General features: G+C 69.7%; 10 protein-coding genes. 7 read left to right on the top strand and 3 right to left on the bottom strand.

The window, feature by feature from the left end; translation table 11 throughout:
• The first annotated feature begins 219 nt into the window (after positions 1–219).
• The 3 genes from MTAB308_RS24700 (at position 220) to MTAB308_RS24710 (ending at position 5671) form a co-directional block, all read left to right on the top strand.
• Complete coding sequence (locus tag MTAB308_RS24700) at positions 220–2778, top strand: ABC transporter ATP-binding protein/permease (RefSeq protein WP_077102989.1); 2559 nt, start codon at positions 220–222, stop codon at positions 2776–2778.
• Positions 2775–4511: an ABC transporter ATP-binding protein gene (locus MTAB308_RS24705; protein WP_077104758.1), complete on the top strand. Its 1737-nt coding sequence runs from the start codon at positions 2775–2777 to the stop codon at positions 4509–4511. Before MTAB308_RS24700 ends, MTAB308_RS24705 begins: the two co-directional genes overlap by 4 nt.
• Positions 4512–4594: 83 nt before the next feature.
• Positions 4595–5671 carry a phosphotransferase family protein gene (locus MTAB308_RS24710; RefSeq protein WP_077102991.1) on the top strand — a complete coding sequence of 359 codons (1077 nt, stop codon included), beginning with the start codon at positions 4595–4597 and terminating at the stop codon, positions 5669–5671.
• Here the strand turns inward: MTAB308_RS24710 and MTAB308_RS24715 are convergent.
• The 3 genes from MTAB308_RS24715 to MTAB308_RS24725 are packed head-to-tail and all read right to left on the bottom strand — an operon-like array spanning position 5668 to position 8132.
• The gene (locus tag MTAB308_RS24715; RefSeq protein WP_077102993.1) at positions 5668–6093 is read right to left on the bottom strand and encodes a pyridoxamine 5'-phosphate oxidase family protein; all 426 of its coding nucleotides are present in this window, start codon (positions 6091–6093) and stop codon (positions 5668–5670) included. The genes MTAB308_RS24710 and MTAB308_RS24715 overlap by 4 nt on opposite strands.
• A 48-nt stretch (positions 6094–6141) precedes the next feature.
• Entirely contained in the window at positions 6142–6963 is an 822-nt protein-coding gene (locus MTAB308_RS24720; RefSeq protein WP_077102995.1) for a mycofactocin-coupled SDR family oxidoreductase, read from the bottom strand.
• The gene (locus tag MTAB308_RS24725) at positions 6960–8132 is read right to left on the bottom strand and encodes an acyl-CoA dehydrogenase family protein (RefSeq protein WP_077102997.1); all 1173 of its coding nucleotides are present in this window, start codon (positions 8130–8132) and stop codon (positions 6960–6962) included. Before MTAB308_RS24725 ends, MTAB308_RS24720 begins: the two co-directional genes overlap by 4 nt.
• 122 nt (positions 8133–8254) lie before the next feature.
• Between MTAB308_RS24725 and fabG the strand changes: the two genes are divergently transcribed.
• The 4 genes from fabG to MTAB308_RS24745 are packed head-to-tail and all read left to right on the top strand — an operon-like array spanning position 8255 to position 12635.
• Positions 8255–9004, top strand: a complete 750-nt coding sequence (gene fabG, locus MTAB308_RS24730; RefSeq protein ID WP_077102999.1) for a 3-oxoacyl-ACP reductase FabG — start codon at positions 8255–8257, stop codon at positions 9002–9004.
• A gap of 24 nt (positions 9005–9028) precedes the next feature.
• Complete coding sequence (locus MTAB308_RS24735; RefSeq protein WP_077103001.1) at positions 9029–10246, top strand: acetyl-CoA C-acetyltransferase; 1218 nt, start codon at positions 9029–9031, stop codon at positions 10244–10246.
• The gene (locus MTAB308_RS24740; RefSeq protein ID WP_077103003.1) at positions 10243–11445 is read left to right on the top strand and encodes a CoA transferase; all 1203 of its coding nucleotides are present in this window, start codon (positions 10243–10245) and stop codon (positions 11443–11445) included. Before MTAB308_RS24735 ends, MTAB308_RS24740 begins: the two co-directional genes overlap by 4 nt.
• Entirely contained in the window at positions 11442–12635 is a 1194-nt protein-coding gene (locus MTAB308_RS24745) for an acyl-CoA dehydrogenase family protein (protein ID WP_077103005.1), read from the top strand. The genes MTAB308_RS24740 and MTAB308_RS24745 overlap by 4 nt, the downstream gene beginning before the upstream one ends.
• The last annotated feature ends 3 nt before the right edge of the window (positions 12636–12638 follow it).

Below are 12638 nucleotides of genomic sequence, written 5' to 3' on the forward strand. Positions count from 1 at the left end.
CCCGCCCAGATCGACGCCAGCGCGAAAAAGTTCGAGTAGAGGTCACGGTTTCGTCGATCTCGACGCGCGGAGGTGGTCCGGGCGGGCTGGGAGTCGGCACCCGAGGTTGACCTTTGGTAAGGCAACCCTTAGTTTGTGGGGTGACTTACCTACTCGGAGGGTGCTGAATGCAGCTGGGTATGCAGTGGTGATTTCGCCCGAACGCCCGATCGACCGCTGATGGCGCGCGGCTTCCAGGGCGTGATGCTGCGCAGCTTCGGCGCCCGCGACCACACGGCGACGGTGATCGAAACCGTCCGCATCGCCCCGCATTTCGTGCGGATTCGGATGGAGTCGCCCACCCTGTTCGAGGACGCGGAGGCCGAGCCCGCGGCGTGGCTGCGGTTCTGGTTTCCCGACCCGGAGGGCTCGGGCACCGAGTTCCAGCGCGCCTACACGATCTCGGAGGCGGACGCGGCCACCGGCCGCTTCGCGGTCGACGTCGTGCTGCACGAGCCGGCGGGCCCCGCGTCGACGTGGGCGCGCACCGTCGAGCCCGGCGCGACGATCGCGGCCATGTCGCTGATGGGCTCGTCGCGCTTCGACCCGCCCGCGGAGCAGCCGGCCGGCTATCTGCTGATCGGCGACTCGGCGTCGATCCCCGGAATTAACGGCATCGTGGAAACCGTCCCCGACGACGTCCCGATCGAGTTGTACCTCGAGCAGCACGATGACAACGACACGCTCATCCCGCTCGCGAAACACCCGCGGCTGCGGGTGCATTGGGTGGCGCGCCGCGACGAGAGGTCGCTGGCCGCGGCGATCGAGAGCCGGGACTGGTCGAACTGGTACGCCTGGGCCACGCCCGAGGCCACCACGCTCAAGCAGGTCCGGACCCGGCTCCGCGACGAGTTCGGGTTCCCCAAGTCCGAAATCCACGCCCAGGCGTATTGGAGCGCCGGACGGGCGATGGGCACCAGCCGCGGCGACGAGCCGGAAAGCGTTGCGCCGCAACCCGAACCGCCGACACCGACGACCTCGGCGCCCCCGAAGGGCAGCTGGCGCGCCCAGGCGGCGGGCCGGTTGCTCGCGCCGCTGCGGTCGGCGCTGATCCTCTCCGGCGTGCTGCAGGCCGTGATCACGCTGCTGCAGCTGGCGCCGTTCGTGCTGCTGGTCGAGCTGGCCCGGCTGCTGGTGGCGGGCGCCCCCGCCCCCCGCCTGTGGGCGGTGGGCATCGCGGCCGTCACCCTGCTCGGCGCCGGCACCGTTCTCGGCGCCGCCCTGACGCTGTGGCTGCACGTCATCGATGCGCGTTTCGCGAACGACTTGCGCGCACGGCTTTTGACGAAGCTCTCCCGGTTGCCGCTGGGCTGGTTCACCGCCCGCGGATCGGGGTCGATCAAGCAGCTGCTGCAGGACGACACGTTGTCGCTGCACTATCTGGTCACCCACGCCATACCGGACGCGGCCGCCGCGGCCGTCGCCCCGGTGGCGGTGCTGGTCTATCTGTTCGTCGTCGACTGGCGCGTGGCGCTGGTCCTGTTCCTGCCCGTCCTGGTCTACCTGGTGCTGACGTCGTCCATCACGATCCAGTCCGGCCCGCGCATCCCCCAATCGCAGCGCTGGGCGGAGAGGATGAGCGGGGAAGCCGGCGCGTATCTCGAGGGACAGCCGGTGATTCGCGTCTTCGGCGGCGCCGCGGCGTCCAGCTTCCGCCGCCGCCTCGACGAATACGTCGGTTTCCTGGTGGCCTGGCAGCGGCCCCTGGCCGGCAAGAAAACGCTGATGGATCTGGCCACCCGCCCCGCGACGTTCCTGTGGCTCATCGCGCTCACGGGCACCCTCCTGGTTGTCACCGGCCGGATGGATCCGGTCAACCTGTTGCCATTCCTGTTGCTGGGCACCACCTTCGGCGCGCGCTTGCTCGGCATCGCCTACGGTCTGGGCGGCATCCGCGCCGGGACGCTGGCCGCCCGCCGGCTGCAGAACACCCTCGACGAGCCCGACCTCGAAACGCGGCAGGCCGAAGCGCCGAACGCCGACGCCGGGGCCACGGTGGTGTTCGATCGGGTCAGCTTCGGCTATCGCCCCGGCGTACCGGTGATCCAGGACGTGTCGCTGACGTTGCGGCCCGGCACCGTCACCGCGCTCGTCGGACCGTCGGGCTCCGGGAAGTCGACGCTGGCCGCACTGCTCGCCCGGTTCCACGACGTCGAGCGGGGCGCGATACGCGTTGGCGGGCAGGACATTCGATCGCTGACGGCCGACGAACTCTACACGCGGGTCGGTTTCGTGCTGCAGGAGACGCAGCTCGTGCACGGCACCGTCGCGCAGAACATCGCGCTGGCCGTGCCGGACGCCACCGCCGAACGAATCGAGGCCGCGGCGCGCCAGGCGCAAATCCACGACCGCATCATGCGACTGCCGGAGGGTTACGACACCGTGCTGGGCGCCGGCGCCGGACTGTCGGGCGGCGAACGCCAGCGGCTGACCATCGCCCGCGCCATCCTCGCCGACACCCGGGTTCTGATCCTCGACGAGGCGACCGCGTTCGCCGACCCGGAATCGGAATACCTTGTGCAGCAAGCCCTCAACCGGCTCACCCGGGAGCGCACCGTTCTGGTCATCGCCCATCGCCTGCACACCGTCACCAAAGCCGACCAGATCGTCGTGCTCGACCATGGCCGGATCGCCGAACGCGGCACCCACGACGAGTTGCTGGCCGCGGACGGACGCTACCGGCGGCTGTGGGACACCGGCCGGGTGCCGGCGGCCGCGGCCCCGGAGGTTGCGCGATGATCAGGACCTGGATCGGGCTCGTCCCGCCCGACCGGCGCGGCAAGGTGATCGCCTACACCGCGCTCGCCCTGACCTCGGTGGCGGTGCGGGCGCTCGCCACGGTGCTGCTGGTGCCGCTGGTGGGCGCGCTGTTCGCCGCGCCGCACCGCGCGCTGGTGTGGGTGGGCTGGCTCACCGCCGCGACCGTGACCGGCTGGGTGATCGACACCGCCACCGCGCGCATCGGCTTCGACCTGGGCTTCGCCGTGCTCGACCACAGCCAGCACGACGTGGCCGACCGGCTTCCGGACGTCCGGCTCGATTGGTTCACCGCCGACAACACCGCCACTGCACGGCAAGCCATCGCCGCAACCGGACCCGAACTCGTCGGCCTGGTGGTCAACCTGCTGACGCCGCTGGCCACCGCGATCCTGCTGCCGGCGGCCATCGCGCTCGCGCTGCTGCCGGTGTCCTGGCAGCTCGGCGCGGCCGCCCTGGGCGGCGTGCCGCTGCTGCTGGGCGCGCTGTGGGCGTCCGCGCGGCTCGCGCGCCGCGCCGACGGCGCCGCCGCCGCGGCCAATACCGCGCTCACCGAGCGCATCATCGAGTTCGCCCGCACCCAGCAGGCGTTGCGCGCCGCGCGCCGCGTCGAACCGGCCCGCAGTCTGGTCGGCGACGCGCTGGCCGCGCAGCGCGGCGCGACGATGCGGTTGCTGTCCATGCAGGTGCCGGGCCAGCTGCTGTTCAGCCTGGCCAGCCAGCTGGCCCTGATCCTGCTGGCGGGGGCGACGACGGCGCTGACCATCGGCGGCACGCTCACCGTCCCGGAGGCCATCGCGCTGATCGTCGTGATCGCCCGCTACCTCGAGCCGTTCACCACCATCAGCGAACTGGCCCCTGCGCTGGAGAGCACCCGCGCGACGCTGGACCGCATCCGTTGCGTGCTCACCGCGCCGGTCCTGAAGGCCGGCGTCGCGACGCTGCCGGACCGCGCGTCGGCCCCGCGCGTCGAGTTCGACGACGTCACCTTCGCCTACGGGGACTCCACCCAGCCGGTGCTCGACGGCGTCAGCTTCTCGTTGCGGCCGGGGAGCGCGACGGCGATCGTCGGCCCCTCCGGCTCGGGCAAGAGCACGGCGCTGGCGCTGATCGCGGGCCTGCACGAACCGACCCGTGGCCGGGTGCTCATCGACGGCGTCGACGCGGCGACGCTGGATGCCGAGGCGCGGCGCGGGGCCGCCAGCGTCGTGTTCCAGCACCCGTACCTGTTCCACGGGACCATCCGCGAGAACGTCTACGCCGGAAACCCGTCCGCCGGCCAGGCGCAATTCGAGCGTGCGGTCGCACTGGCGCGGGTCGACGAACTCACCGGCCGGCTGCCCGACGGCGCCGACGCGATCGTCGGCGAGGCCGGGTCGACGCTGTCCGGCGGCGAACGACAACGGGTCAGCATCGCGCGCGCCTTGCTCAAAGACGCGCCGATCCTGCTGGTCGACGAGGCGACCAGCGCCCTGGACACCGAGAACGAGGCGGCGGTGGTCGACGCGCTCACCGCCGACCCGCGGGCGCGCACCCGGGTCATCGTCGCCCACCGCCTGGCCAGCATTCGGCACGCCGACCGAGTGCTGTTCCTGGACAACGGGCGCGTGGTCGAGGACGGCACCGTCGACGAACTGCTCGCCGCTGGCGGGCGTTTCGACGAATTCTGGCGACAGCAGCACGATGCCGCGGAATGGCGGATCGCCGCCGAGTAACTCGGCATGGTCGACGGCGACGCTTGCCGTATGCCTTACAGTGAGGCGGTCAGTTCACCGTCGGGAATGCTGGAGGCGTGCGTATGGGTGCTGTGGTGTCGATTCCGCGGTATCCCGGCGACGTGACCCCCGAATGGCTTTCGGCAGCGCTCACCGGCCGCGGCGCAGCCGTCGAGGTCTCCAGCGTCGAGGTGGCGGCCATCGGCACCGGCCAGACCGGCGCGACCTACCGTGTGACGGCCAGGTATGCGACGGATCCGGGCAACCTGCCGCAGACCTTTGTGATCAAGCTGCCGGCCCAGGACGACACCGTGCGCGACCGCGTTGTCATCGGGTACCGCAGCGAATGCGCGTTCTATTCATCGGTGGCCGAACGGGTGCAGGTGCCGACGCCGGAATGCTTCTACTGCGAGATCAGCCAGGACGCAATGGATTTCGCTCTCCTGCTCGCCGATCAAGCGCCGGCGGTGCAGGGCGATCAGCTCGCCGGCTGCGGCGAAGCCGAAGCGCACCTGGCGGTGACCGCCCTGGCCGGCCTGCACGCGCCCAGTTGGTGTGATCCGGTCTGGCTGGATTTCGAAGGCATCGCCTTTGGACGGCCGGACGAAGCCGGGGCCAACGGCATGGGCGAGGTGGCGAAGATGAGCGCCGGCATCACGCTCGAGAAGCTGGGCGATCGAATGATCCCCGAGGACCGCGACACCTTCAGTGCGGCAATGGGTTTGGTGGCACCGTGGCTGCTGGCCGAGTACGACCGCTTTGCCTTGCTGCACGGCGACTACCGGCTGGACAACATGCTGTTCGACCCGGACCGAACCCGGGTCAGCGTGGTCGACTGGCAGACCCTCGGCGTGGGCCTGCCCGCCAGGGATCTCGCCTACTTCACAGCCACCAGCCTGAATCCGCAACTGCGGGCCACCATCGAAGAAGAGCTCGTCGCCGCCTATCACCGGGAGCTGTCGCGCTTCGGGGTCACCGGCTACGACCGGGAAACCTGTTGGCGTGACTACCGGCTCGGGGTCATGCAGGCGCCGCTGATCTCGGCGCTGGGGTTCGCGTTCGCGGCCGCCACCGAGCGCGGCGACGACATGGTGCTGGCCATGCTCGGCCGCGGCTGTCAGGCCATCCGCGAGCTGGGCACGCTGGAGCTCATCGCCTAGAGGTCGCCGGTGAAGTCGGCGGACAACCACCTGTCGGGCCGGATGGTGAAGAGCACCTCCTCGACGCCCTCCATGCTGCTGACGAACGCGCTGCCGCCTTCCTCGCCGAGGTAACGGATCGCGATGGCCTCCTGCAGTTCCGGCGGGGCGGGAGTGGTGGTGTCGACGACGCTCCCCTCGACCACCACGTACTGATACGGCGGCTCCTCGCGCTGGACCACCAGCGTCACCGCACCGGTCCGCTCGATGAGCCGGGCCTTGCGGCTGGAGGACCCGGTCATGATCCGGATGTTGCCGCCGGGTGTGTAGTCGTACCAGATCGGGACGCTGGCCGGCGGACGGCCCTCGGCGGCGACGGACAGGACGCCGACGTGCTTATCGCTGAGGAACTGCTGGCGTTCGGTTTCGCTGAAAGCTTTCATGCCGGCTAGAAACGCCGGTCGCTAAGGGCTATTCCCGCCGACGGCCGATCAGTATTGCGTCGAGCCCTGGTCCACCGGGATCCGGGCGGCGGTGATCTTGCGCGACTCGTCGCTGGCCAGCCAGCACACGGTATCGGCGATCTCCTCCGGCTCGGCGGCCCAGTCGGGCAGGAACGGCGTGAGCATGTTGGACAACTGCGGGTTGGTCTCCACCGCTTTGCCCACCGCGGCGACCATGTCGCCCGTGCCCATCGGCGTGTTCACCGGCCCCGGATGCACGCTGTTGACCCGGATCGAATGCTTGCCCAACTCGGCGGCGAAGGCGCGGGCCATCCCGGCGACGGCGTGCTTGCTGGCGGTGTAGTGCACCATGAACGGCTGCATCTTCATCCCGGCCGCGGAACTGATCAGGATGATCGACCCACCGCGGCCGCCTTCGATGATCTTGTCCGCGCCGGCCATCACGGTGTTCCAGGTGCCGGTCACGTTGATGTCCATGACGTCGCGGAAGTTCTCCGGCGTGATCTCGTTCCAGGCCTGCGGGGCGGCGACGCCGGCGTTGGCGACGATGATGTCCAATCGCCCGAGCGCGGCGACTCCCGCGTCGACCACCCGGCGAAGTTCGTCGAAGTCACGAACGTCGGTCGCCGTGGCCAAGATTCGACGGCCCGTCCCTTCGACCAGGCGGACGGTCTCGGCGAGGTCGTCGGGTGTGGCCGAATCGTAGGGGACGCACGACGGGAGCTTGCCCGCGATGTCGACGGCGATGATGTCGGCACCCTCCCAAGCCATCCGAACGGCGTGCGCCCGGCCCTGGCCGCGCGCCGCGCCCGTGATGAACGCGACCCTTCCTTCAAGCCGGCCGCTCATCGCTGCGCCGCCTTCACCAGATTCGACCCGATGATCAGGCGCTGGATCTCGCTGGTGCCCTCGTACAACCGCAGCAGGCGCACATCGCGGTAGATGCGCTCGACGGGGACGCCGTGCATGTAGCCGCTCCCGCCGTGGATCTGCACCGCGAGATCGGCGACCTTTCCGGCCATTTCGGTGCAAAACAGCTTGGCCGCCGACGGCGCCACCCGGCGGTCGGAATTGGTGACCCACAGCCGCGCGGCGTCGCGCACCAGCGCCCGACCGGCCAGCACCCCGGTCTGCTGGTCGGCGAGCATCGCCTGCACCAACTGAAAGCCGCCGATCGGCGTCCCGCCCTGGGTCGCCGTGGCGGCGTACGCCACGGACTCGTCGAGGGCGCGCTGGGCGGCGCCCACCGCGAGGGCGGCGATGTGAACCCGGCCGCGCGCGAGGGAGGTCATCGCCGCCCGGTAGCCGATGTCCTCGCTGCCGCCGATCAGCGCGTCGCTCCCGACGCGGACGTCGTTGAAGCCGACGTCGGCAGTCCACGCGCCCTCCTGGCCCATCTTCGCGTCCTTCGCGCCCACCTGAACGCCCGCGGCGTCCGCCGGCACCAAAAAGACGGCGATCCCCGGGCCCTGGTCGTCGGCCGGCCGGGTGCGCGCGAACACCACGAACAGGTCGGCGACGGGCGCGTTGGTGATGAAGCGCTTGTCACCGGAGATCACCCACTGGTCGCCGTCGCGGACGGCCTTGGTTCGCAGGCCGGCCGGGTTCGACCCCGCGCCGGGTTCGGTCAGCGCGAACGAGGCGACGACCTCGCCGGAGGCCATCGACTCCAGCCAGCGGCGCTTTTGCCCGTCGGTGCCGAACCCGACGAGGACCTGTCCGGCGATGCCGTTGTTGGTGCCGAACATCGACCGAACGGCCAGCGAGGTGTAGCCCAATTCCATTGCCAGCTCGACGTCTTGGACAAGGTTCAGGCCCAGCCCGCCCCACCGCTGCGGGATCGCGTACCCGAACAGGCCCATCTTCTTGGCCTGGTCGCGCAGATCGTCCGGCACCCGGTCGTCGGTCAGGATCTCCTGCTCGCGCGGGACGACGGCGGTCCGCACGAAGTGGCGGGTCTGGGCAAGGATGTCCCGGAAGTCCTCGTCGGGGACTTCCTGGACTTCGGCGGTGGTCATGCGGACGCTCCTCTGTGGCACTCATCGCTCGGGTTCACCCACCCGGCGCCGGAAGCGATCCTATATGAAATATGATATTCGACCGTCGGGTACCCCACGACGCAAGCGAACCCAAGGGAGGCGTGATTCAGGTGTCGTTGCTGAACGGTCAGACGGCGGTCGTCACGGGAGGTGCACAAGGGCTGGGCTTCGCCATCGCCCAGCGATTCGTCGCCGAGGGCGCGCGGGTGGTGCTCGGTGACCTCAACCTGGAGGCCACCGAGGTCGCGGCCAAAGAATTGGGCGGCAGCGAGGTCGCGCTGGCGCAGCGCTGCGACGTCACGCAGGCGGCCGAGGTCGAAGCCTTGATCCAGACCGCCATCGAGCGTTTCGGCGGCCTCGACATCATGGTCAACAACGCCGGAATCACCCGCGACGCGACGATGCGCAAGATGACCGAGGAGCAGTTCGATCAGGTCATCGACGTGCACCTGAAGGGAACCTGGAACGGCATCCGGTTGGCGGCGGCGGTCATGCGCGAAAACAAGCGCGGCGCCATCGTGAACATGTCGTCGGTGTCGGGCAAGGTCGGCATGATCGGCCAGACCAACTATTCGGCGGCCAAGGCCGGAATCGTCGGGATGACCAAGGCCGCGGCCAAAGAGCTTGCGTACCTGGGCGTCCGGGTCAACGCGATCGCCCCCGGCCTGATTCGCTCGGCCATGACGGAAGCCATGCCGCAACGCATTTGGGACGAGAAGGTGGCCGAGATCCCGATGGGTCGCGCCGGTGAGCCCAGCGAAGTCGCCGGCGTCGCGCTGTTCTTGGCCTCCGACCTGTCCTCCTACATGACCGGCACCGTGATGGAAGTTACCGGCGGCCGGCACATCTGACCGGATCTGAACGGAGAAGGGGCAATGCGCGAAACCGTCATCTGCGAGCCCGTACGCACGCCGATTGGCCGCTACGGCGGAATGTTCAAGTCGCTGACCGCCGTCGACCTCGGCGTTGCCGCCCTCCAGGGGCTGCTGGCGCGGACCGGCATTTCGCCCGAGGCGGTCGAGGACGTCATCCTCGGCCACTGCTACCCCAGCAGCGAGGCGCCCGCGATCGGGCGCGTCGTCGCGCTGGATTCCGGCCTGCCGGTGACGGTTCCGGGGATGCAGGTCGACCGGCGCTGCGGGTCGGGGCTGCAGGCGGTGATCCAGGCGTGCCTGCAAGTCGGCAACGGCGACAACGACGTCGTCATCGCCGGCGGCTGCGAAAGCATGAGCAACGTCGCCTTCTATTCCACCGACATGCGCTGGGGCGGAGCCCGTAGCGGCGTCCGGGTGCACGACGGGCTCGCGCGGGGCCGCACGACCGCCGGTGGCCGGCACTACCCGGTGCCGGGCGGGATGCTGGAGACCGCCGAGAATCTGCGCCGCCAGTACGGCATTTCGCGTCTCGAGCAAGACGAGCTCGCGGTGCGCTCGCATCAGCGCGCGGTGGCCGCGCAGAAGGACGGCATCATGGCCGAGGAGATCATCGGAGTCGCGGTGCGCACCCGCCAGGGCGAAGAACTGATCGACACCGACGAGCATCCGCGCGCCGACACCTCGGTGGAGTCGCTGAGCAAGCTCAAACCCGTTCTGCTGGGCGAGGATCCGGAGGCGACCGTCACGGCCGGCAACGCCAGCGGGCAGAACGACGCCGCGTCGATGTGCGTGGTGACCACGCCGGAGAAGGCAGGCGAATTGGGGCTGACGCCGTTGGTCCGCTTGGTGTCCTGGGGTTCGGCCGGCGTGGCCCCGAACATCATGGGCATCGGCCCGGTTCCCGCGACCGAGGTCGCGCTCGCCAAGGCTGGCCTGCGCCTTTCCGACGTCGACCTGATCGAGCTCAACGAAGCCTTCGCGGCACAGGCGCTTGCGGTGATGCGGGAATGGAATTTCGGCGCCGCCGACCATGACCGGACCAACGTGCACGGGTCGGGGATCTCGCTGGGGCATCCCGTCGGGGCGACCGGTGGGAGGATGCTGGCCACCCTGGCCCGCGAACTGGGCCGCCGCCAGGCGCGCTACGGGTTGGAGACCATGTGCATCGGCGGCGGCCAGGGGCTTGCCGCGATCTTCGAACGGGTTGCCCCGGCGTGACCGGCCCCCTGAGCGGCCTCACCGTCGTCGAGGTATCCAGCTTCGTCGCGGCACCGCTGTGCGGCATGACGCTGGGTCAGCTCGGCGCGCAGGTGATTCGCGTCGACCCGATCGGCGGGGCCTCCGACGTCCACCGATGGCCGCTGGCCGCGGGCGGTGGGTCGATCTACTGGACCGGGCTGAACAAGGGAAAGCGTTCGGCCACCATCGATCAGCGTTCGACCGAGGGCCAGCAGCTCGTCCAGCGCCTCATCGTCGAGGGCGACGGCGTCGTCGTCACCAACGCCGCCGGCCTGTCCTGGCTGAGCCATGACGTGCTGGCCGCCAAGCGTTCCGACGTCATCCACGTCCAGTTGCTCGGGCGCGGCGACGGATCCACGGCGGTGGATTACACCGTCAACGCCGGCGTCGGGTACCCGCTCGTCACCGGTCCGGCCGGGCATGCCGGCCCGATCAACCACGTGCTGCCCGCGTGGGACGTGTGTTGCGGCCTGTACGCGGCGCTCGCCGTGGTCACCGCCGTCCGCCACCGCGACCGGGCCGGCGTCGGCGCACGCGTCAGCCTGGCGCTGGAGGACGTGGCGCTGGCCACGGCGGGAAATCTCGGGCTGCTGACCGAGCCTCAGGTCAACGGGACGCAGCGACAACGGCTGGGCAATGCCATCTACGGCCAGTACGGCCAGGACTTCACCAGCCGGGACGGTGCCGCTTTCATGGTGGTCACCTTGACGCGCAGGCACTTTCGCGACCTCGTCGACGTGACCGGCACGGGCGCCGCGGTGTCGGCGCTCGAGGGGGCGCTGGGCGTGGACTTCGGGTCGGAGGGCGACCGCTATCGCTATCGCGACGCGCTGTCGGGACTGTTCGCCACCTGGTTCGCCGACCACACGGGCGACGAGGTCACCGCCGCGCTGTCGGGCACCACCGTGCTGTTCGAGCGGTACAGCACCTTCGCCGACGTCGCGGCGGGCCCGAAGGTGACCGCCAATCCGCTGTTCTCCCGGCTGCACCAGCCCGGCGTCGGGGAGTACTGGGCCCCCGGCTTGCCGGCGGCGTTCGACGGCGCCCACCCCGCCGGTGCGCCCGCGCCCGCGCTGGGGCAAGACACCGCCGACGTGCTCACCCAACGTCTGGGCCTGACGCCCGCGGACATCGCGCGCCTGACGAGCGCACGGACGATAGGAGAAGTCAGCGCATGACCAAACTCGCCCAGACCCTCGGCCTGACCGACTTCCAGACCGAGATCATCGCCACGGTGCGGCAATTCGTCGACAAGGAAGTCATCCCCAACGCGCCGGAACTCGAACGCGGCGACACCTACCCCCAGCACATCGTCGACCAGATGCGCGAAATGGGCTTGTTCGGCCTGATGATCCCCCAGGAGTACGGCGGGCTGGGGGAGTCGCTGTTGACCTACGCGCTGTGCGTCGAGGAGCTGGCGCGCGGGTGGATGAGCGTATCCGGGGTGCTCAACACGCATTTCATCGTGGCGTACATGCTGCGCCAGCACGGCACCGACGCCCAGAAGCAACGGTTCCTGCCGCGGATGGCGACCGGCGAGTCCCGCGGCGCGTTCTCCATGTCCGAGCCGGAGCTGGGCTCCGACGTCGCCGCGATCCGGACCCGGGCCGTGCGCGACCCGGATGGCAACTACACGATCAACGGCCAGAAGATGTGGCTGACCAACGGCGGCAGTTCGACGCTGATCGCCGTGTTGGTGCGCACCGACGAGGGCGCCGACAAGCCGCACCGCAACCTCACCGCGTTCCTCGTCGAAAAGCCGACCGGGTTCGGCGAAGTCGTGCCCGGCCTGGTGATACCCGGCAAGATCGACAAGCTGGGCTACAAGGGCATCGACACCACCGAGCTCATCTTCGACGGCTACCGGGCCGGCGCCGACGACGTCCTCGGCGGCACACCGGGTCAGGGCTTCTTCCAGATGATGGACGGCATCGAGGTCGGCCGGGTCAACGTCTCGGCCCGGGCGTGCGGCATCGGCGTCCGCGCCTTCGAGCTCGCCGTGCGGTACGCCCAGCAGCGGCACACCTTCGGCAAGCCGATCGCCGAGCACCAGGCCATCGCGTTCCAGTTGGCCGAGATGGCGACCAAAGTGGAAGCGGCGCATCTGATGATGGTGAATGCGGCGCGACTGAAAGATTCCGGTGAGCGCAACGACGTCGCCGCCGGAATGGCCAAATACCTTGCCAGTGAATATTGCTCCGAGGTCACCCAGCAGAGCTTCCGGATCCACGGCGGCTACGGCTACTCCAAGGAATACGAGATCGAACGGCTGATGCGCGACGCCCCATTCCTGCTCATCGGCGAGGGGACCAGCGAAATCCAGAAGTCGATCATCAGCAAGCGACTGCTCGCCGAGTATCAGGTGTGACGC

Origin of the sequence: Mycobacterium terramassiliense, assembly GCF_900157385.1 — a bacterium.
Classification (GTDB): Bacteria; Actinomycetota; Actinomycetes; order Mycobacteriales; family Mycobacteriaceae; genus Mycobacterium; species Mycobacterium terramassiliense.